Below are 22129 nucleotides of genomic sequence, written 5' to 3' on the forward strand. Positions count from 1 at the left end.
GTTTATAGATTATGATCGATAATAAACAACCTAGTGTGCTTGCTTCACTTGACTGGTGGACGATAGGTATTTATCTGGCACTCCTCATCTTCGGATGGGTGAGCGTCTGTGGAGCCAGCTATAACTATGGTGACAACGAGATATTCAGTCTGGGTGCCCGCTCGGGTATGCAGATTATATGGATTGGCACATCCATAGCACTGGGATTGGTAATCCTGCTGCTTGATGACCGGTTTTACGATACCTTCTCGTATGTCATCTATGGCGTCCTGATACTCTTGCTCTTTGCTACGATATTCAATCCGCATAGCATCAAGGGTTCCCACTCCTGGCTGGTGTTGGGACCGCTCCGACTGCAACCGGCTGAGTTTGGTAAGTTTGCTACGGCTCTGGCGGTAGCCAAGTTTATGTCAAGCTATGGTTTCAGTATGCAGAACCTGAAGCATTTCATGGCAGCCGTAGGCATTATCGTTCTGCCGATGCTCTGTATCGTAGGTCAGCGCGAAACGGGTTCTGCCTTGGTTTATCTTTCATTCTTCCTCATGCTTTACCGCGAAGGAATGCCGGGTGCCATTCTCTTTACCGGCGTGTCGATGGTGGCTTACTTCGTAGTGGGTGTGAAGTATGAGAACGTGATGATGTGGGATACCTATACTTCTGTGGGTAAGTTTGTCGTGCTTCTGCTGGTGCAGATTTTTACGGCTGGCATGGTGAACTCCTATACGGGCGACAGGAAACAGGCACTGATGATCCTTGCCTATTCGGTAGGCATTACGCTGCTCTTCGTGCTCTTTTCTACCTATGTCATTCCGTTCGACATTGTGTGGATCCAGCTCTTCCTATGTGCTATGCTCATCGGATTCCTGGTTTATCAGGGACTGAGAACCCGGTTCCGGAATTACTTCCTCATCTCAATCTTTTCGTTGGGAAGTATCGCTTTCTTCTATTCTGCCGATTATGTGTTGAATCATGTGATGGAACCTCATCAGAGAGTGCGTATCAACGTACTGCTGGGACTGGATGAAGATTTGGCTGGTGCGGGATATAACGTGCATCAGAGTGAGATTGCCATTGGTTCCGGCGGACTTCAGGGAAAAGGTTTCCTCAATGGAACGCAGACCAAGCTGAAGTTCGTGCCTGAGCAGGATACAGACTTTATCTTCTGTACGGTAGGCGAGGAGGAAGGTTTCCTCGGTTCGGCAGGCGTGCTGCTGCTTTTCCTGGCTTTGATATTGCGGTTGATGCATCTGGCTGAGCGGCAACCTTATAAATTCGGGCGTATCTACGGCTATTGTGTCCTGTCGGTATTCCTCTTCCACCTGTTTATTAATGTGGGAATGGTGCTGGGTTTAACACCGGTTATAGGTATTCCGCTGCCGTTCTTCAGTTATGGTGGCAGTTCGTTATGGGGATTTACCATCCTTCTTTTCATCTTCTTGAGAATTGATGCGGGAAGGAACTTAGTGAGAAGTTAAAAAAAAGAGTGAACAGATTGTTATGCATCTGTTCACTCTTTTTTTTATTGTATCTTTGAAATCTTGATGCCGATGTCACTCACACCGGGCAGGATTTCTCTTTTCATATCATGTCTGATGGCTACGTGTATGGAATCGCCCTGATGCATCTGATAGATGTTGATAGGGAAGTTATACTGATAGTAGCTGATACCCTGTCCTCTGCTCACGCCGTTTTTGTCAATCAGCTGGCAGTTTACCGTATCTATCTTGCATTCGCCAGGTATCTTTCTGGTTCGGTGATAAACCGTCTGTTCTACGATGAGCGTAAGTCCCATGAATGGGTAGGCACCTGTAATGCGAAGTCCTAAGCTTTGTTTGTAATGCCCGGGCTCGAGTAGAGGTGATACTTCGAATGATAGGGTGTCGTTCTTCTCCCATCCTGCAATCGGTGTATGGGCATACTCATCGTATACGGTCGAACCGCTGCAGGCAAAGAGAATGTGAACGATCGCTGTCAAAACGATGAAATAAACAGTCTTTTTCATCTTTTTCTAGCTCCTATTCTTTATTCTTGTGAGGCGTTATTGCCTTGTGGCTTGTTACCATTCTGAGGGGCGTTGTTGCCATTCTGCGGCTTGTTGCCCTTGTTAGGTCGTCTGTCGTTTCTTGGCTGGCGGTTGTCACCCTTAGGATGATTGCCCTGATTACGGTTGTCGCGGCGCTGGTTGTTTGGCTTGCCTTCATTCTTCTGAGGTTTGTTGTCGCCGTTCTGCGCGCGGTTCTCGTTCTTCTGAGGCTTGTTGTCTCCCTCCTGCTGGCGAGGTCCCTTGTTCTTATTGTTCTTCTTCTTCTTTTTCTTAGCCTTGTCAAAGCGGCTCAAATCAGCTTCGGCGAGCAGGTCGACTGGTTTGGCTACAGGTTTTGCCTTACCGTCTTCCAGCAGACTCAATGGCTTCTCGCCCTGACGGTTCATTTCGATGATAGCCTTGGCACGCTCGATGCTGATGGTTTCGAGGTTGGAAGCAAGGTTCTTGTCAGAAGAGTAGGTGATAAGACCAGCCAGGATATCCACCTTGAACTGATGGAAATCACCGTCGGCTGTCTGCAGTACGGCATCCTTAGGCGGCAACTTTCTGCTAGCCTCTACATAGCTGTCTACCTCGTAGTTGAGACAGCACTTCAGTTTGGCGCACATACCGGCAAGTTTCTGAGGATTCAGAGAGATGTCCTGGTAGCGTGCTGCATTGGTGCTAACGCTGATGAAGTTCTTCATCCAGGTAGCGCAGCAGAGTTCTCTGCCGCAAGGACCCGTTCCACCGATGCGGCCTGCTTCCTGTCGTGCACCGATCTGTTTCATCTCAATGCGCACATGGAAGGTATCGGCAAGAACCTTGATGAGCTGGCGGAAGTCCACACGTTCGTCAGCGATGTAATAGAAGATAGCCTTGTTGCCGTCTCCCTGATATTCTACATCACCTATTTTCATCTTCAGTCCGAGATCTTTGGCTATCTGGCGGCTCTGGATCATGGTGCCGTGTTCACGGCTCTTAGCCTCCTTGCATTTGTCAAGATCCACCTGCTTGGCGATACGGTAGATACGCTTGATATCATCCTGCGACTTGAGGTTTGCCTTCTTAATCTGGAGTTTTACCAGTCTTCCGGTCAGCGTAACCACACCGATGTCGTGCCCCGGGTTAGCCTCTACCGCCACTATATCGCCCTTCTTCAGGTCGAGGTTATTCACATTGTGGTAATATCCCTTACGGGTATTCTTGAACTGTACCTCCACGAGGTCAGTACTTTCAGCATTGCCGGGTACATCGGCAAGCCAGTCGTATGTGTTGAGCTGTCTGTCCTGTCTTCCTACGCCCTTAGCGCACAGACCACGGTCGCAGCCGTTCCACATCCTGAATTTCATATTTTTGTAATCCACGATCGTCTAATTTATAATGTATAATTTATAATGTCTAATTTATAATGAACAATGAACAGAACTTTCGCAAGTTTTGCCCCATACGCCCTTTTAGGGCGTGCTGCTTCCACTTTTCACTTCCTAAGCAGGAGTACGATGATTTTGAGCGCCATATCGAAGAAAACGATTTTGGCATTGGCATTTTGCGAAATCATGCGCTTGCTGTCTTCGAAGAGGTTGGAGATGTCAATGATGTTTGCCTCGTTGATGAAGCGGGCAAAGTTCTTGGCAAAGTTCTCCTCATCCTGCGTCATGTAGCTCAGTTCCGGATTCCGGAAGTTGTACATGAAACTTTCTCTGAGCATGTGCATAAAGTAGTCGAGCATGCGTTTCTGCTTTTCTCTTCCGAAGGTTGCAATCACATCGGTCCACTTCTTGAGGTCACCTATCTTGCGCATGTAAGCCAGTCGCATCAGCATGATGAACATGTCGAGATGCTGCCGGTTTTCGTTTCCTGCATCCAGTTCTTCGAGTGCGAGGTTCCAGTTGCCGTTGGCGATACGGGCTATGCGGTGTGCCATGTCTGGCTCCAGCGCTCTCCGTTCCGTCAGCGCTTTTTCCATCTCAGCGGTTTCTATCTTCTTGAAGTCGATACGCTGTGTACGGCTTCTGATGGTTTCCAGCAGCAGTTCCGGATTCTCGCTTACCAGCAGGAATAGCGTCTGGCGAGGCGGCTCCTCCAGCAGTTTCAGTATCTTGTTAGCACTCTGGATGTTCATACGTTCCGGGAGCCATATCAGACTTATCTTATATCCGCCCTGACTCGACATCATCATCAGTTCGTGAGAGATGGCATCGGTTTCTTCGGCAGTGATGATAGCCTGTTTGTTATAGTCGGCATCCGTCTTGCCCATCTTCAGCATCCAGTCGCTAATCTGGATGTAGGGACCTTTAGAAAGCAGCAGCTCTCTCCATTCCTTGATGAAGTCGAGGCTCACCGGTTTGTGTTCGCTGCCCATATTGGCGGTCTTGATGGTAGGAAAGGTGAAGTGGAGGTCCGGATGTTCCCATTTCCTGAGCATCGGTGAATCGCCCAGAAGATAGCTGGCAAAAGCCAGTGCCATCGCCAGTTTGCCGCAACCCTGCGGGCCGCAGAACATCAGCGCATGGGGCAAACGGTTCTCCTGAACCATCTCCATGAGACGGTTCCATACTTCTTGCTGACCTATAACTTCATTTCTTTGCATTTAAAACAGAATTTTTGCTATTTGCTTGACGCTGTCTACAGCCGATACAGTGAAGAAGTGAACATTGTTGTAACCATGTTCGAAGAGATCTTGCACCTGAGCGGTGGTCCACTCGATACCGAGCTGCTTGGCATCATCGTCAGTTTTACATTTCAATACTTCTTGTGCGAGTTCTTCAGGAATATCGCAGTGGAAGGTTTTCGGCACTACAGTGAGCTGGCTCAACTTGGCGAAAGGCTTGATGGCAGGAATGATAGGAATGGTTACGCCTATCTGCCGAGCCTTTTCAACAAAAGCATAGAACTTCTCGTTGTCGTAGAAGAGCTGGGTAACGGCATACGCTGCGCCCAACTGTTGTTTCTCCAGCAGATGATGCATATCCATTTCGAGGTTTGGCGCCTCTTCATGCTTCTCCGGATAGCAGGCTACACCGCAGCAGAACTTGTCGCCCGGGTGTTTGATGGGTGTGCCATCAAAGAAGAAACCATCATTAAACTGATTCACCTGCTTCAGAAGGTCGGTGGCATGGGCATGACCGTTCTCGGTTGGTGTAAACTGCCGGTCTTCTTTCGCCTTGTCTCCTCGCAGAACGAGAATGTTGCTGATGCCCAGAAACTGGAGGTCGAGCAGTTCGTACTCGATGTCTTCCTTCGTAGCACCGCTGCAGATAATATGAGGGATGACAGGTATGTCGTACTTATTCTGTATAGCGCCTGCGATGGCTACGGTGCCCGGGCGGCGGCGTACACGCTGGCGAGTGAGGAGACCGTTTTCCAGTTCCTTGTATACATACTCGCTATGGTGCGTAGTGATGTTGATAAAGCGAGGACCAAACTCGCTCAGCGCATCGATGGTACGGAAGAGTGCTGCTGTTCCGTTACCTTTCAGCGGAGGTAAAACCTCAAACGAAAAGCCTCGCTTATCGCCCTGCTGATGTAGAAAATCTGCTATGTTCATATTACCTAAATTCTATGTTTCTTCTTATTTTGGTGCAAATTTACAAAAAAAATAGGGGAAAACCGCATGTTGAACGTAATATTTATAAAGAAAAAACGTATATTATTAGGTGGAGATTGATTTTTGGCATGAAAAAAGAAGATTTCCTGCCGGTAAATGCTACGCTATTCTACAGAAAAGTGATTAAAATTTAAACCTAAAAAATAATGGAACAAAAACAAACAGGCTCTAGAGCCTATCTTATTTCAATTGTGATGGTAGCCGTTTTGGGCGGCTTGCTTTTCGGTTATGATACCGCGGTAATCTCGGGAGCCGAGAAGGGTTTGCAGGCATTCTTCATGGGTGCTGAGGATTTCACCTATACCGATTTCTGGCATGGATTCACTTCTTCCAGCGCCCTGATTGGTTGTATCATCGGTTCGGCGCTTTCGGGTGTGCTGGCTTCTAACTGGGGACGTAAGCGTTCGCTGATCTTTGCGGGTGTGATGTTCTTCATCTCTGCATGGGGATCTATGTGTCCTGAGTCTTTGGTGTTGCCAAAGGGCGAACCTAATCTTACGCTTCTCATCGTGTTCAACCTCTACCGTGTGATTGGCGGTATCGGTGTGGGTCTGGCATCTGCTGTATGCCCGATGTATATCGGTGAGATTGCGCCTAGCAACATCCGTGGTATGTTGGTCAGCTGGAACCAGTTTGCCATCATCTTCGGTCAGCTGGTGGTTTATTTCGTCAACTTCTTCATTCTTGGCGATCATATTGCTCCTGCTATCCAGAGTGTGGGCAATGGTATGAACCAGATTCTGAATGGTGGCGAGGCTGCCTGGGCTATTGAAACCGGATGGCGCTATATGTTTGGTTCTGAGATGGTTCCTTCGGGTTTGTTTGCTCTGCTTATCTGCTTTGTTCCTGAGACTCCCCGTTATCTTGCCATGGTTGGTCAGGATGCGAAGGCTGAGCGTATCCTGGCTCGCATCAATGGTGCTGAGGAGGCTAAGAAGATTTTGGATGACATCAAGAATACGGTTACTGAGAAGAAGGAGAAACTGCTTACTTACGGTGTGCTCTGTATCTTCGTAGGTGTGATGCTCTCTGTATTCCAGCAGGCTGTAGGTATCAATGCCGTGCTCTATTATGCTCCTCGTATCTATGATGCTATGGGCTTTGACAATCCGATGGTATTGACCGTATTCAATGGTATCGTGAACCTCGGTTTCACCTGTGTAGCCATCTTTACGGTAGAGAAGTTGGGACGTAAGCCTTTGCTCATTACCGGTTCTCTGGGCATGGCATTGGGTGCCATCGGTGTAGCCATCACCTTCGGTAATCCTAATCTGCAGTTGTTGTGCATGGTATCCATCATGGTTTATTCTGCATCATTCATGTTCTCTTGGGGACCAATCTGCTGGGTACTTATCGCCGAGGTATTCCCTAATACGATTCGTGGTGCTGCCGTAGCGATTGCCGTAGCCTTCCAGTGGATTTTCAACTGGATTGTTTCTACCTCTTTCGTTCCGATGGCTAACAGCCTGGGCTATTGGTTCACCTATGGCCTGTATGGTGTTATCTGTATCCTCGCTGCCATCTTTGTATGGAAGCTCGTTCCTGAGACCAAGGGTAAGACGCTGGAGGATATGACCAAGCTTTGGAAGAAAGACTAAGTACTTATTCTGTGAAATATCAAGACCGCCAGGTGTAGAAAGAAACGCCTGGCGGTTTTCCTTGTATGCTCGGCATGAGCTTATTCTAATGGGTGCAAGTCCCTAACGAACCCTAATAGCGGGAATCGTATAGCCAAGAGTAAGGGTGTCCACAGCGAGGTGGAATCTGAAAGAAGCTGGCGGCAAACATCTGACCTAACGTACAGAAACTTCATATAAGGCATTTGACCATGGATGAGATTGCAAGACACATCAAAGTCCCATAGCTATTCGGAATGGTTGGTGTAAATGAAGTGGGTATAAGATGGAAAGAATAAGCCCTTATCCGAGGAGGTCTCACGGACGCATGGGTGAAGATGAATAATTCGATGTACAATGACGGAGTAAAGCTTGCCGTGAGAAGTCAGCAGAGGTCATAGTACCCAAGGCACGTGTGCTTATAGGGAAGGACTGAATCGTGCAGTGCAATAGTAAATGAATGTTACCTTGTGAGACACCTCATCAGATGTCCGAAAGGAACTCTCTATCCAAGACGATAGGACGGAATCCGACAATAGGATAGAAGTGATGCTACTCATAGGGATAGCTGAAAACAACTTGCCACACATCGCAAGATGAGAAAGCACGAAACCGCCGTATGCGGAACCGCACGTACGGTGGTGTGGGAGGTCGGTAAATGTGAAAATAGGAGGCAAATGCCTTTTATGATTAGCATTTACCTCCTACCCGATTGTCGTCATATTTCTTTCAGTCAACACTCAACATTCAACATTCAACACTCACCAAGTCTATACGCCACCTGTTCATCGTGGCATATAGACCCTTGGCGTTTTTTATTCATTTTATCCATCGTATTGAATAAAATCAGTACTTTTTTATTCAATACGAATGATATATTGAATATTTTTTGTATCTTTGCCCCGGTTTAATCAATTCATCTGAAGAGAAATGAGAACAATTATCAATAACCAGAAAAAGGAACGGGATATTCTGCTTTCCCGTCCTTATCTTACACGTCATACCCAATATGATGTGGATGAACTGTTGGCAAGCAAGCAAATCAAGTTGATAACGGGGCCTAGAAGAACCGGTAAATCGACAGAGGCTTTGCTGATGCTGAAAGGCAGGAACTTTGCCTATCTGAATTTTGATGACGGCAAACTCCTGAGTGCATGGGACGATGATTTGGTTTGGGAAACGCTACGTGCCGTTTATCCCGACTTCGAGTATCTTCTGCTCGATGAGGTTCAAAATCTGGATGGTTGGGATTTGTGGGTCTCCAAACTTTACCGCATGGGAATTAACATGGTCATTACGGGAAGCAACGCCAAATTGCTGAGTAGCGAAATGGCAACATTGCTAACAGGCAGATATATACAGATAGAGATGCTGCCTTTCAGTCTTTCAGAATTCTTTATCTGGAACCACAGGAATCTTTCGGAGGTATCAGAGATGAAAGATAGCGTATCCGACCTCTCGCTTATAGCTGACTATCTGCACCATGGTGGTTATCCTGAGACTGTAGCAGCAAGAAGCCTGACCCAAAACTATCTCTCCACACTCTTCGATTCCATCATTTGGAAAGACATTGCCAAGCGCCATAAAGTACGCAATGTGGAGGATTTGAACAACCTGGCCATGTATCTGGTTTCTAACTTCTGCAATCCTTTCAGTGCCAACGAACTGGCAGAAGCGCTGGGATTTTCGAGCGTTGCAACCACCAAGAAGTTCATGGGATTTTTAAGAGAACCCTATCTCCTGTATTATCTGCCACGTTACAACAACAAGTTGAAAATGATGAAGAAAGCTCCACAGAAAGTATATGTGGTTGATAATGGTTTTGTAGAAGCCAAGGCTTTTAGTGTGAGTGAGAACTTAGGCAGGTTGTTGGAGAATCAGGTTTTTATAGAGTTGGTTCGCAGGGGATATCATGCAGAAACATCGCTTTTCTATTATCGCTCCCGTAATGACAAGGAGACTGATTTTGTTACAAGGCAGGGTGCTCATGTAGAAAGTCTGATACAAGTATGTTATGACCTCTCTTCCGAACGGACACTCAAGCGGGAGATAGATAGCATAATAGAATGTGCGGGAGAACTCAAATGCTCCAATCTGATCATTGTCACGATGAATGAGGAAAGGGTAATTGAGAAAAATGGATATAAGGTCAAGGTTTTGCCTATATATAAGTTTTAAGGAGCGTCTGATCTTTGTATATATGCAACAAGGCGCAACCTTCTCACGAAGACTGCGCCTCTAATAGTTTTCTTTTTTTGTTTAATTTTTAAGAGAGTATTAACATATATATATTTGTAAGTGTAAGTTTCTTACTTCTTTATTTCTTTTGCTCTGAACTTACCTCAGTTCGGGATAAGAAATAGTGCCTAAAAAAGTTGGTAATCTCCGATATTTTTTGTATCTTTGTAGTTGAAATCCAATTAGTTACAAACATAAAAAGATATCATTATGGAGATTACCAAGGACAAAGTTACAGAATTATTTTGTATTATTGATGAATTTTACAAAGTTTTTGATGCTGAAAATGCAGGAAAATTGTTTTTGAGTGAAGATGGAGTAAAGCGCAGACGACGTAAAGCCTCTTTATCTGATAGTGAAATCATGACGATTTTGCTGTATTTCCATTTCGGCTCATTCCGAAACTTCAAGCATTATTACCTATTCTTTATTAGAGGAACATTGAAGTTATATTTTCCAAATGCAGTGTCTTATAACCGTTTTGTAGAACTTGAAAGTCGCGTATTCTTCCCTCTCATGTTCTTCCTGAATCTCCGTGCTTTTGGCAGATGTAATGATAGAGGTGAGATAATTGCTTTTGTTCTCACTGGTGCAAACGTTAGCGACAAAGATCCAGCGGTATTCGATGTATTGGCTAAACGTCTGTATGGCAAGCTGTTTGCAGATAAAGGCTATATCTCGCAAAAACTCTTCGATTCGCTTTTTGAGGAAGGCATCCAGTTGGTTACAGGACTGAGAGTGAACATGAAGAACAAACTAATGCCGTTCTATGACAAGATGATGCTACGCAAAAGATACATCATTGAAACGATTAATGACCTGTTGAAAAATACGGCTCAGATAGTACATTCACGTCACAGGTCTGTTTCGAATTTCATCATAAATATTATTTCTGCATTAGGGGCATACTGTTTCTTTGACAACAAGCCCAAGGCACTTACTGGATACGTTATCGAAGATACGAAACAGCTTAGTCTTTTCTAACATTGCATATTTTACAGGAGGATTTTGTCTCAGCAACCATCCAAGATATATAGATGGTTGCCAAGCCTCTGTGTCCCTTATATAAAAACATTATAAAGCCTTTAGATAGAGCTCGTTATCCCGAACTGAGGTATTATCTGCACAAGGACTGCCCACATATCCCAACATGGTCAATGATTGAGTCTGCACCATAAGGCAATATTCAATCTTTTATAGGGTTTAAGAGAATAGATTCAACCATGATTAAGGTTAATAGAAATTATTCAACCCTTAACAGGGTTTAAGTTAAAATCCATTCAACTTTTTTAGGGTACTACATCATGATTATGCAAGGTGGTTCTCTTGATCTTGCTGAAAAGGCTGATGCAGGTTATCACACAACTTTCATCATAGGATTTGAACTCGGATAGGGACCTAATCGCAGCTGAGGCGAGCGATCTTGCGCTCGCCTCAGTGGCTTATATGAACAGATTGACGTTTGAGTTTTCGGCTCGTTCCATATAGCTTGCTACGCCGCCTACGTTGACGTTGTCGAGGAGTTCGTCGCGGCTTATCCCCATCACGTCCATAGACATCTGGCAGGCTATGAATTCCACGCCGTTGTCGATGGCTTGCTGACGCAGGGATTCGAGCGAGTCGACTCCTTTCTTGGCCATGAGGAAACGCATCATCTTGGAGCCTATGCCCATCATGTTCATCTTGGAGAGTGAGAGGCTGGTAGAGTCTGAGGGGAGCATCCATGAGAACATTCGCCCCCAGAGGTCTTTGGCGACGTGTGGCTTGTGGGTCTTCTTGATGGCGTTAAGCCCCCAGAATGTAAAGAAGATGCTGACTTTCTTGCCCGTGGCGGCTGCTCCGTTGGCGAGGACGAAGGTGGCGAGGGCTTTGTCGAGGTCGTCGCTGAAGAGGATAAAGGTCTTGCCTTGGGCATTCGTCGTGGGGAGTGGGGCCCCTACGGGGCATGGTGTCGCCTTTTCTATTTCTACAGTGTGTATGCCGCCCTCTGAGTGTCTGCTGACGAACTTGTTGCCTGTGGTGCGGCACCATGCCTCAGCATCGCGTGGGAAGCCTGCGTCTGTGGCCTTTACCACCAGAGTCTGACCTGCACTAAGTCTGTCCATGGCCTGTTTCATCTTGAGAATGGGTCCTGGGCATTGTATGCCGCAGGCGTCGACCGTGATTGTCACCTTGCCTTGTGGGCTGGGGCGGCATTCGCTTGCGACGTGCGTCTCGTTTTTGTCGTCAAAGCCTTGGGGGGTCTCTATGCTTGCGGTGGCGGCCTTGTATGTGCGCAGTCCTCCGATGAGGTTGCTCACTTGGCTATATCCGTTTGCCTTGAGTATGTTGGAGGCGAGGTAGCCGCGCAGGCCTACTCCGCAGAAGAGCCATACGGGGCGTGTTGTGGGTATCTCGCCAAGGCGTTGCCTCATGTCGTCCAGAGGAATGTTGATCGCACCGGGTATGCTGCCCAATGCGTATTCGTCGGGGGTACGCACATCGACGAGGGTGACTGCGGACGTGTCGGCGTCGCGCATCTCACGCCAGTACAGAGGCTGCATCTTTCCGCTGAGTATATTGCAGGCGACGTAGCCCGAAATGGCAACGGGGTCTTTGGCTGACGAAAACGGGGGTGCATAGGCGTGTTCGAGTCGGGTGAGTTGCTCTGCAGTAGCTCCCTGCTTGATGGCGAGTGCGTACTGGTCGATGCGTGTGTCCACTCCGTCGCAGCCTACGATCTGCGCTCCGTAGAGGCGTCCGTCTGTGGGGGAGAAGGTTATCTTGATAGCCATCTGGGTGCTGCCGGGATAGTAGCCTGCATGGGAGCCGTTGTGTATGGTGGCTGAGAGGTATGGTATGTTCATCTGCTTGAGCCGCTTGGCTGGCAGACCTGTGGAGGCTACCGTGATGTCGAAAACTTTTGCTATGGCTGTGCCTATCGAGCCTTCGTATCTGACGCTGTTGCCCAGCACCATATTGTCTGCCACGATGCGTGCCTGACGATTGGCTGGGCCTGCGAGGAAGTTGAGCCACGGTTTGCCTGTGATGGGGTGTGGGAATTCGATGGCATCACCTACGGCATAAATGTTTTCGTCTGATGTCTGCAGATATTCGTTTACCCAAATGCCACGCATCTCGCCCAACTTCAAATGTGCGTCTTGGGCTAGGCGTGTCTCGGCTCTCACTCCGATGCTCAGCAGGACCATATCAGCGTCAAGCTTTATGCCTGACTTGAAGTGTACGGAGAGTGCTTCGCCTTGACGCGAAAAGCTCTCTACGGCTTGTTCGAGGTATAGCCTGACTCCCTGCTCCTGCAGATGCTCGTGTACGAGGGCTGCCATGGAGTAGTCTATGGGGCCCATCACCTGTGGGGCCATCTCGACGACGGCGACTTCCGCGCCTGCGTGTCTGAGGTTTTCGGCCATCTCAAGACCGATGAAGCCTCCACCCACGATGACTGCGCGGCGTACTTTGTGGCAACTCAGGTATGACTTGATACGGTCGGTGTCGTTCACGTTTCTCAGCGTAAAGATGCCTTCGCTCTGTATGCCAGGGAGTGGGGGCACGACCGGTGAGGCTCCGGGTGAGAGCAGGAGCTTGTCGTAGCGTTCTGTATAGGTCTTTCCGTCGATGGTCTTGACCGTCACCTGTCGCTGCTCTGTATCGATGGCTGTGACCTCGCTGTTGGTGCGGACATCGATGTTGAAGCGTTTGCCGAATGCCTCGGGTGTCTGGACGAAGAGCTTGTCGCGCTCTTCTATCACGCCGCCTATGTAATAGGGTAGGCCGCAGTTGGCATACGATATGTATTCCCCTTTCTCAAAAAGGACAATCTCTGCTTCTTCGGAGAGCCTCCTCATTCGGGCTGCCGCGGTAGCTCCTCCGGCGACGCCTCCCACTATGACGAATTTTGTTTTGGCCATTTTCTCTTTGTTTAATGTGTAAGTTTGTCGTAATAGTACGGTTCTTCCCCGTATAAGTAAGTCAGTTTCCACGCTCATACCTAAGCGCCAACAGCAGGTAGGGGCCTCCCATTACGTAGCTATCGCCACCTTTTACCCATTGCCTAACCTGTTTGTCTCGAGTACAAAGGTAGGTATTTTTTTCCATATTGCCAAATATTTTGAAGAAAAAATGCTTCATCATGCAACATAATTGCCCAAAATGGTGTCTGTATTGCCCTGAAAATATTGAATGAAAAAAAATCTGGTGCCAAACAGTAAAAGAGCTGGCAAGCCTATTATCTGCACACGAACTGCCCACATATCCCAACATGGTCAATGATTGAGTCTGCACCATAAGGCATTATTCAATCTTTTATAGGGTTTAAGAGAATAGATTCAACCTTGATTAGGGTTAATAGAAATTATTCAACCCATAATAGGGTTTAAGTTAAAATCCATTCAACTTTTTTTAGGGACAACACTACACGGCAAGGGTCTGTTGTCATTATGTCATTAGGTCATTATGTCATTAAGGATTCGGGATTGTCATTTAGCCCCTAATATAATTATATTTTAAATCACTAGTGTCCTGTTAAAACGAGACGATTATCAAATAAGTTATTAATACTCAAAAGTTTACGGACTTTTTATAGTGTATTCGATTTGATTTTGTATCTTTGCACGCATATTTAAAATACGTGTGCGATGAACAAAGGCAAAACTATATTCTCTCAGATTATGTCACATATACCAGAACGTGATTTCAAAACTTGTGTAGACCGTTATAAGGGAAACTACAGAGCAAGAAACTTCTCTTGCAAAGACCAATTCCTAGTAATGAGCTATGCTCAATTAACAGGTCGTGAATGCATTCTTTGTTACTAGGGCAAAAGATAACATGCTTTTTGAAGTTGTAGCAGAAGCCGAAGTTGACAAGAGTACTGGTATCATTTCTGATGAACGTATCAAATTAACAGGACTACATACTGCCAAATGGTATCCTGAAGAACTTAGAATGGTAACCTATGAGGACTATGCAACAAGTAAGGTGTATAGGTTTCTCACAAACAACATGGAATATGAAGCGCTTACCATATCTGAATTATATAGGGAAAGATGGAACGTGGAACTTTACTTTAAATGGATTAAGCAACACCTTCACATCAAATCCTTTTATGGAACTTCCGAGAATGCCATATATCTGCAAATCTGGATTGCCATATGCACATACTTGCTTTTAGCTTATGCAAAGAAAGTGATGCACATAGAACAATCGCTACACACTATTTCAAAGAACGTGGGTCTATTCCTTACGGACAAGACTCCTTTAAATGAATTGTTTAACAAAGCTGTTCCAACAGAAGAGACGGAGGATTGGCTATATCCTAGCCTTTTCAGGCCCGATGATTTCTAAACGGGACAGCAGTGACCTTGAAAACCACTTTGTTTGGCTGGCAAAGTATGATTTCAAGGTTTGATTTAACATTATCAAACATAAATATGTCAAAGAATTCCACTTTTGTGTGATTTTTCTTTCTAAAAAGTTTGTATTATCAATGATTATTCGTATCTTTGCAGCACGAGAACCCGCCAAGCCTCTCAACGATGCTCAAATGTGCGGGTCGTTTTTGTTTTTATAGGTATATGGCAACAAAAATTCCGTTCATAAAAACATACTCCACACCCCAAGAGTTAGTACAACTACTCAAAACAAGAGGTATGGAGATAACCGATGAAGAAAAGGCTCAGCATTATCTTTCCCACATCGGTTACTATCGTTTGTCTGCCTATATGTACCCATTGCTTTCCATTCCCAAGGAGCAACATCTATTCAAGCGAGGAGTATCTTTCGGTAAGGTTATGATGTTGTATCGCTTTGACAAGAAGCTACGACTACTTTTATTCAATGAAATTGAAAAGATAGAGGTCGCAGTGCGTTGTGCAATCGTGAACTTTGGAACGGAAATGACAGGCAACCCTTTTTGGATGACTGATGCCAACAATTTCTCAAATCCGTCCAAGTTCAATCGCTCTATACGTCTTATAGAAGATGAACTGAACCATACAAAAGAGGATTTCATCAACCATTTCAAAGAGACATATACCAATCAGTACCCACCTTCATGGATGCTGACAGAGATATTGCCATTTGGTGTAATCACCAATGTTTATTCTAACATCAAGAATAAGAAGATAAAGAAGCGTATTGCACAGTCATTTGGCTTGCAAGTTGCACCTTTTGAATCTTGGCTTACCATTATCACTGTAACAAGAAACTCATGTTGTCATCATGCACGTGTATGGAATAGGGTATTCTCTATTCGTGCTACCATGCCAATTAGAATGTCACGTCCTTGGATTACCTTGCCGACAGATCCATTGAAAGTGTACTTTGATATGTGCATCATCAAGTACTTTCTTGACATCATATCTCCAAATAACGATATGCTTGATAAGATGAACAGACTTTTTGCTACGTTTCCAGAAGTAGATAAGGCTGCCCTTGGTTTTCCTTCTGGTTGGGATAACGAACCACTGTGGCAATAAAAGGCATATGGAGTGACTACTAACCACCTTACATCACCCAAATTTTTTGTAATTTCGGTGTGACAGAAGGTTAAAAACGTTAAATCTTCTATTTTTCGTATCTAAACAGAATCCACATCGCCACTTTTCTACCGTTTAGAGTGTATAATACTGATAATCAGCCAATAATAGATACTTTATCTGGAACCACAGGAATCTTTCGGAAGTATCAGAGATGAAAGATAGCGTATCCGACCTCTCGCTTATAGCAGACTATCTGCACCATGGTGGTTATCCTGAGACTGTAGCAGCAAGAAGCCTGACCCAAAACTATCTCTCCACACTCTTCGATTCCATCATTTGGAAAGACATTGCCAAGCGCCATAAAGTACGCAATGTGGAGGATTTGAACAACCTGGCCATGTATCTGGTTTCTAACTTCTGCAATCCTTTCAGTGCCAACGAACTGGCAGAAGCGCTGGGATTTTCGAGCGTAGCAACCACCAAGAAGTTCATGGGATTTTTAAGAGAACCCTATCTCCTGTATTATCTGCCACGTTACAACAACAAGTTGAAAATGATGAAGAAAGCTCCACAGAAAGTATATGTGGTTGACAATGGTTTTGTAGAAGCCAAGGCTTTTAGTGTGAGTGAGAACTTAGGCAGGTTATTGGAGAATCAGGTTTTTATAGAGTTGGTTCGCAGGGGATATCATGCAGAAACATCGCTTTTCTATTATCGCTCCCGTAATGACAAGGAGACTGATTTTGTTACAAGGCAGGGTGCTCATGTAGAAAGTCTGATACAAGTATGTTATGACCTCTCTTCCGAACGAACACTCAAGCGGGAGATAGATAGCATCATAGAATGTGCGGGAGAACTCAAATGCTCCAATCTGATCATTGTCACGATGAATGAGGAAAGGGTAATTGAGAAAAATGGATATAAGGTCAAGGTTTTGCCTATATATAAGTTTTAAGGAGCGTCTGATCTTTGTATATATGCAACAAGGCGCAACCTTCTCACGAAGACTGCGCCTCTAATAGTTTTCTTTTTTTGTTTAATTTTTAAGAGAGTATTAACATATATATATTTGTAAGTGTAAGTTTCTAACTTCTTTATTTCTTTTGCTCTGAACTTTATGGTTGGAAGAACTTAATCTGTGCTCCAGTATATGGTTTTTCTGCTATCTTATATCTGAAAGCTGTAGGCTTTGGATTCTTCTCATCCTTTGGATCAACTTCGTAACCATAAAGAGCAAAATAAGCTTCCAGCTTGCTGGTAGTATTGTCAACCAGTCCTGCATTGTAAATACTATAATATGGATATGGTTGATTTGCATAACAATAGAACTTAACCTTATGAGTTGCACCACCATACTCCAGGTTTACAGTTATTGCCTCTGGAGTGAGGAAAAATTGAAGGACTGGTGTAAGTGTATAGTAGGTTACAACACTCTTGAAGCTAACCTGCATCTCACATTTCTTCAATGCTTCCTTCAGTTCTTTCTTGTCATCGCCTTCAATGTAACGGGCGAAGATCTTAACAGGGAAGTTGTTAACAGTCATTACAGTATCTTTGCCATTTCCATAGATATCTGTAGCAACGTCTAAGGTGTCGATGTATTCCTTTTGTTTGACTTTATCTGTTGTAACATATTCTGTAACATGCTCATCGCTTATATAAGCGAGTTTGCTCATGCGGCTACCAGATGTCTTGAGATAGCAGGTCTGCTTTTCTGCTTGTGTGAGCGGCTTTGTATAGTTGTTATCATCGCCTGTATTACAAGAAGTGAATGCGAAAGCTGCAATGAAGGCAGCTGCAATTGAGAATAATTTGATTTTTTTCATTTTGCTATTATGTTTTGATTCTTATTTTCTCATATTTCTCAGCCTAAATGTACCCCGATATGGTTGTTCGAGGCTCTTCAGTCCTTGTATAAAACAAGAAAAGGCGGGAAACTTGCATCACTTTTAGTTAATCTCTGTTAATGCTCTTCACTTGTCCATTTCATAGAGCACTTTTGCCAATGTATTGTAACCTCTGACTTTCAGTTCTTAGTTGTTTGAGCTTTTTACTGTGTTATGTCTAGGTTTGTCCTACATAGCGATGCAAAGTTAGTGTTTTATTTTGAAATGCGCAAGAAATTTATGATTTTCTTTCTCTTTTTCGCATAAAAATACTACTTTTGTGGAGATTTTAGGGATTATTCACCTAAAAGCGGAATGAATAGTGTAGACTCTGAGTCTCATGGAAAATGAATTAATGATGAATATGATATGAAAAAGAAAGTAGGTACATTTAAGATTTGGCTGTTGGCGATAGCCGCAGTAGTGGCGTTTTCTGTCTTGCCGAAGGTTTCTTCGCTGGCAACAGAAGATCAGGCACTTGTTGTAAAGGAGAGTAAGCAGGAGGCTGCTGATGCTGCGGGCGATGAATCGTCTGCAGAGAATAAGCAGGAAACTGCTGGAGAGAACAAGCAGGAAACTGCTGGAGAGGGTGCGAATCTGGAGGCGCAGGGGCTGGAGATTCCGGTATCTAAGGTAAAGGTATCTGAAACCATCAAGCATCGGTTGGCTTATACGGTATCTTATAATCATGATACGCGACAGCCGAATTGGGTAGCCTGGGTGCTGACGGGTGAGCATGCATCTGGTAAATTGCCGCGCGGTAAGTTTGCTGATGATGAGGAGATGCCGGCACCCGTGGGTACTTTGGCGGATTATTACAACAGTGGTTTGGACAGGGGACACATGTGTCCGGCTGGTGACAACAAATGGAGTCAGCAGGCGATGGATGAATGTTTCCTGATGACCAATATGTGTCCGCAGAACCACAGTCTGAATGCGGGGGTATGGAACACGATAGAGCAGCAGTGCCGTAACTGGGCGAAGCAGTATGGCAAGGTTTATATTGTCTGCGGACCGATATTTCTGAATAAGCAGCATCGCAAGTTGGGTAAAAACAAGGTGGTAGTGCCTGATGCCTTCTTCAAGGTGGTTCTTCATACGGGCAAGAATCCGCAAGCCATCGGCTTTATCTGCCGTAACCAGTCGCAGAAAGGCAGGAAGAAGACGGAATTCGTAAATTCAGTAGATGAAGTGGAGCGTATCACCGGCTATGATTTCTTCCCTCAGCTTCCGGATGATGTTGAGAAGAGGGTAGAGGCTAAGGCTGAAATGTTTTAATAATTCAAGTTTCAAAAGTGAGGGAATTGACAGAAGTTAAAGAAGTTATCACTCCCTACGGTCGTTCGGGAAGTGAAGAGACAATAGTTATTTTACGTAAAACGTAGGACATTTGTCCCTTAACTTCCCTCTAACTTCCCTTAACTTCCCCACTTGCGAAAGTTCAGTTTTAATAACAAAAAAAGGCTTTCCGTAATGGAAAGCCTTTTTCTTGAAGATCTGTGACTCGCATGGGGCTCGAACCCATGACCCCAACATTAAAAGTGTTGTGCTCTACCAGCTGAGCTAGCGAGTCAATCTTCTGCTTTATGTTTCAAAAGCGAGTGCAAAGGTACGGCAAAAATCTGAAATAACCAAATATTTTGCCATATTTTTACTGATTTTCTTCATTTTTATCCGAAATTGGGACATTTTCGCCCGTTTCTTCATGATATTGCGGCTTCTCTTTCGTTACATACCGCTGCCAATAGGCTATGATGAGCGTTGTGAGCGGAAGGGCTACAATCAATCCCAGGAAACCCAGAAGTGCACCCCAAACCGAGAGACTCAAGAGGAGAATGGCTGGGTTCAATCCCATCGCTTTACCCATGATCTTCGGGGTAACTACCATGTCGGTGATGACCTGCACCACACAGAACACCAGAACAGCCAGACCGAATACCAGCCAGAAATTCTGACCTGTGTCGGCTGCCTTCAGCATGGCAAGGAATGCCGTAGGGATGAGGGCGAAGGTATGGAGGTATGGAACCAGGTCCATGATGCCGATGAGAATGCCCAGACCTATCGCCATCGGGAAACCGATGATGGTAAAACCGATGCAGAACATGATGCCCATACAGAGCGCTACCAGTCCCTGACCACGGATATAGTTGTTGAGCTCGCGCTCCACATCCTTCATCAGCGCACTCCAGAACGGACGGTTCTTCTTAGGGAAGATTCTCACCCAGTTGGCTGTCAGTGTCTCATAATCGAGCAGGATGAAGAACATATATAATAAGGTAATCATCGATGCTACGATACTCATCAGTACCGTTGCCGTCTGGCTGACTACCGAGAAGACCTTAGGCATGGTGGTCTTGATGGCATCGCTGAAGTCCTTGCTTTTCAGAAAATGCTCTATCTGTTCCTGGTTGGCCTGCAACCAGTCTTTGATCAGCGCCGTCAGGTTGTTGGTATGAGTCGTCTGATGCAGCCATCGTGTCAACACCTCACCGAGTTTGTCAAACTGGTCAATCATCGGAGGGATGATGAGCCACAGCACGCCTCCTATAACAGCGATAGCCGTTCCCATGGCGATGAGGATAGACAGCGCACGTATTCTGACGTGGAGTTTGTTTTCGATAAACTTCACGACCGGATAGAGCAAGTAAGCGAAAAACCATGCAATGAAGAATGGCAGCAGTACGCTGCTCAGATAATTGGTCATGTAGAGCACGGCCAGTACGATGAGGGTAACACCCGCCCATCTTATAAATTTATCAAATGTAATCTCCTTTCCCATAACTGTTCCTTTTGTTATAATTTTTCGTTAAGAATCGCCTTCTGGTAGCATTCCCTGCAGAGTGGCTCGTATTCATCTTTCTCGCCCAGAAGCACCCGTTTGTCGTTATTGACCAACCGGTGGCTCACATAGGCAACCGATCCGCACTTTACGCAGATGGCATGAACCTTGGTCACCTCGTCGGCGATGGCACAGAGAGCAGGAATCGGACCGAAGGGAACTCCCTTGAAGTCCATATCCAGTCCTGCCACGATGACTCTCACGCCACGGTTGGCGAGTTCGTTGCATACCTCCACGAGCCCATTGTCCAGGAACTGGGCTTCATCGATACCCACCACGTCGATATCAGAAGCCAATAGCAGTATCGATCCAGAGGACTCAATAGGAGTAGACCGGATAGAGTTCTGATCATGGCTCACTACATCTTCCTCGGAGTAACGAGTGTCAAGCGCCGGCTTAAAGATTTCCACCTTCTGCTTGGCGAACTTCGCACGCTTCATTCTTCGGATCAATTCCTCTGTTTTTCCGGAGAACATCGATCCGCACACCACTTCAATTCTTCCGGGACGGTGTGCCTCCCCAATTAGATTTTCTGTCATTTCGGGGGCAAAATTAATAATAAGGTTTTAAAAAATGCAAAGAAACGCGTTTTTTTTTTGCTATGAAAGATTAATTAACTACATTTGCGGTCAGTATGGGCACATTATACATCGTTCCGACTCCAGTTGGTAACATGGAGGACATGACAATGCGAGCTATTCGCATACTGAAAGAAGCGGATTTGGTACTCGCTGAGGACACTCGAACATCGAGTGTCCTGATGAAGCATTTCGATATCAGAAATCGATTAGTGGCTCACCATAAGTTTAACGAACATGGCACATCTTCTGCCATCGTAGAGCGACTGAAGGGTGGCGAAACCATTGCCTTGATCAGCGATGCCGGAACACCGGGTATCAGCGATCCTGGTTTTTACCTCGCCCGCGAGGCAGCCAAGGCAGGCATCACGGTGCAGACTTTGCCTGGACCTACGGCATGCATACCGGCCATCGTTTCATCGGGTTTGCCATGCGACCGTTTCTGCTTCGAAGGATTCATTCCGCAGAAAAAGGGCAGACAGACCTATCTTGAGTCATTGAAGGATGAGGTGCGCACCATGATTTTCTATGAGTCGCCTTATCGTGTGGTGAAAACCTTGCAGCAGTTTGCCGAGGTTTTCGGGGATGACAGACAGGTGAGCTGTTGTCGTGAAATATCCAAACTCCACGAGGAGAGTGTGAGGGGTACGCTTGCCGAGGTTATCGCTCATTTTGAGGAGACAGAACCAAGGGGCGAATTTGTCATCGTATTGGCAGGAAAAGATCCTAAACAGCTCAAGGAGGAGATGAAGGAAAAGAAGCGTGAAGAGCGCAGGCAGAAGAAAAACGGGGCTCGCAGGGATGAAGAAAGTAATGAATAAAGTTTAGGAAGCGACGCGTTATACGCGAAAAGATAATTTTTT

18 protein-coding genes and 1 tRNA gene are annotated in these 22129 nt (G+C 45.6%); 10 read left to right on the top strand and 9 right to left on the bottom strand.

All coding sequences use genetic code 11. The annotated features are described in order from the left end of the window. The first annotated feature begins 11 nt into the window (after positions 1-11). Entirely contained in the window at positions 12-1475 is a 1464-nt protein-coding gene (rodA, locus tag NQ544_RS00375; RefSeq protein ID WP_006847871.1) for a rod shape-determining protein RodA, read from the top strand. 44 nt (positions 1476-1519) lie between these two features. Here the strand turns inward: rodA and NQ544_RS00380 are convergent, their stop codons facing one another. The 4 genes from NQ544_RS00380 to NQ544_RS00395 all read right to left on the bottom strand — a co-directional run bounded on the left by NQ544_RS00380 (position 1520) and on the right by NQ544_RS00395 (position 5573). After that, positions 1520-2002 carry a gliding motility lipoprotein GldH gene (locus NQ544_RS00380; RefSeq protein WP_006847870.1) on the bottom strand — a complete coding sequence of 161 codons (483 nt, stop codon included), beginning with the start codon at positions 2000-2002 and terminating at the stop codon, positions 1520-1522. Positions 2003-2022: 20 nt separating this feature from the next. Beyond that, on the bottom strand, positions 2023-3375 hold the full coding sequence (locus NQ544_RS00385) for a PSP1 domain-containing protein (protein WP_006847869.1): 1353 nt from the start codon (positions 3373-3375) through the stop codon (positions 2023-2025). Between the two features lie 128 nt (positions 3376-3503). After that, on the bottom strand, positions 3504-4616 hold the full coding sequence (locus NQ544_RS00390) for a DNA polymerase III subunit (RefSeq protein WP_006847868.1): 1113 nt from the start codon (positions 4614-4616) through the stop codon (positions 3504-3506). Beyond that, positions 4617-5573 carry a methylenetetrahydrofolate reductase gene (locus NQ544_RS00395; protein WP_006847867.1) on the bottom strand — a complete coding sequence of 319 codons (957 nt, stop codon included), beginning with the start codon at positions 5571-5573 and terminating at the stop codon, positions 4617-4619. Between the two features lie 206 nt (positions 5574-5779). Between NQ544_RS00395 and xylE the strand changes: the two genes are divergently transcribed. The 3 genes from xylE to NQ544_RS00410 all read left to right on the top strand — a co-directional run bounded on the left by xylE (position 5780) and on the right by NQ544_RS00410 (position 10471). Further along, the gene (gene xylE / locus NQ544_RS00400; protein WP_006847865.1) at positions 5780-7231 is read left to right on the top strand and encodes a D-xylose transporter XylE; all 1452 of its coding nucleotides are present in this window, start codon (positions 5780-5782) and stop codon (positions 7229-7231) included. Positions 7232-8179: 948 nt separating this feature from the next. Continuing rightward, positions 8180-9427 (top strand): ATP-binding protein, encoded by a 1248-nt coding sequence (locus tag NQ544_RS00405; RefSeq protein WP_006847864.1) that lies wholly within the window; start codon positions 8180-8182, stop codon positions 9425-9427. Between the two features lie 270 nt (positions 9428-9697). Beyond that, positions 9698-10471 (top strand): transposase, encoded by a 774-nt coding sequence (locus tag NQ544_RS00410; RefSeq protein ID WP_228023626.1) that lies wholly within the window; start codon positions 9698-9700, stop codon positions 10469-10471. 458 nt (positions 10472-10929) lie between these two features. Here the strand turns inward: NQ544_RS00410 and NQ544_RS00415 are convergent, their stop codons facing one another. Beyond that, positions 10930-13392, bottom strand: coding sequence for an FAD-dependent oxidoreductase (locus NQ544_RS00415; RefSeq protein ID WP_040553961.1), 2463 nt, complete (start codon positions 13390-13392; stop codon positions 10930-10932). Positions 13393-14151: 759 nt separating this feature from the next. Between NQ544_RS00415 and NQ544_RS00420 the strand changes: the two genes are divergently transcribed. The 4 genes from NQ544_RS00420 (at position 14152) to NQ544_RS00435 (ending at position 16918) form a co-directional block, all read left to right on the top strand. Beyond that, on the top strand, positions 14152-14298 hold the full coding sequence (locus NQ544_RS00420) for a DUF4372 domain-containing protein (RefSeq protein WP_244263591.1): 147 nt from the start codon (positions 14152-14154) through the stop codon (positions 14296-14298). Then, the gene (locus NQ544_RS00425) at positions 14276-14827 is read left to right on the top strand and encodes an IS4 family transposase (RefSeq protein ID WP_006849535.1); all 552 of its coding nucleotides are present in this window, start codon (positions 14276-14278) and stop codon (positions 14825-14827) included. Before NQ544_RS00420 ends, NQ544_RS00425 begins: the two co-directional genes overlap by 23 nt. A 230-nt stretch (positions 14828-15057) precedes the next feature. Continuing rightward, positions 15058-15960 carry an Abi family protein gene (locus tag NQ544_RS00430; protein WP_006849536.1) on the top strand — a complete coding sequence of 301 codons (903 nt, stop codon included), beginning with the start codon at positions 15058-15060 and terminating at the stop codon, positions 15958-15960. 214 nt (positions 15961-16174) lie between these two features. Next, positions 16175-16918: an ATP-binding protein gene (locus NQ544_RS00435; RefSeq protein ID WP_006849537.1), complete on the top strand. Its 744-nt coding sequence runs from the start codon at positions 16175-16177 to the stop codon at positions 16916-16918. Between the two features lie 160 nt (positions 16919-17078). Here NQ544_RS00435 and NQ544_RS00440 read toward each other — a convergent pair whose 3' ends face one another. Then, on the bottom strand, positions 17079-17789 hold the full coding sequence (locus tag NQ544_RS00440; RefSeq protein WP_006847863.1) for a DUF4840 domain-containing protein: 711 nt from the start codon (positions 17787-17789) through the stop codon (positions 17079-17081). Between the two features lie 429 nt (positions 17790-18218). Here NQ544_RS00440 and NQ544_RS00445 point away from each other — a divergent pair, with 429 nt between their 5' ends. After that, positions 18219-19127 carry a DNA/RNA non-specific endonuclease gene (locus NQ544_RS00445; protein WP_006847862.1) on the top strand — a complete coding sequence of 303 codons (909 nt, stop codon included), beginning with the start codon at positions 18219-18221 and terminating at the stop codon, positions 19125-19127. 222 nt (positions 19128-19349) lie between these two features. On the opposite strand, the gene NQ544_RS00450 is transcribed toward NQ544_RS00445, so the two are convergent. The 3 genes from NQ544_RS00450 to NQ544_RS00460 form a co-directional block, all read right to left on the bottom strand. Next, positions 19350-19422 (bottom strand) — tRNA-Lys (locus NQ544_RS00450). A 78-nt stretch (positions 19423-19500) separates the two neighbouring features. Then, the gene (locus NQ544_RS00455; protein WP_006847861.1) at positions 19501-20628 is read right to left on the bottom strand and encodes an AI-2E family transporter; all 1128 of its coding nucleotides are present in this window, start codon (positions 20626-20628) and stop codon (positions 19501-19503) included. Positions 20629-20642: 14 nt separating this feature from the next. Next, positions 20643-21227 (bottom strand): thymidine kinase, encoded by a 585-nt coding sequence (locus tag NQ544_RS00460; RefSeq protein ID WP_006847860.1) that lies wholly within the window; start codon positions 21225-21227, stop codon positions 20643-20645. A 95-nt stretch (positions 21228-21322) separates the two neighbouring features. Between NQ544_RS00460 and rsmI the strand changes: the two genes are divergently transcribed. Beyond that, complete coding sequence (gene rsmI / locus NQ544_RS00465) at positions 21323-22087, top strand: 16S rRNA (cytidine(1402)-2'-O)-methyltransferase (protein WP_006847859.1); 765 nt, start codon at positions 21323-21325, stop codon at positions 22085-22087. Positions 22088-22129: the final 42 nt, after the last annotated feature.

It is taken from the genome of Segatella copri DSM 18205 (genome assembly GCF_025151535.1).
GTDB lineage: Bacteria > Bacteroidota > Bacteroidia > Bacteroidales > Bacteroidaceae > Prevotella > Prevotella copri.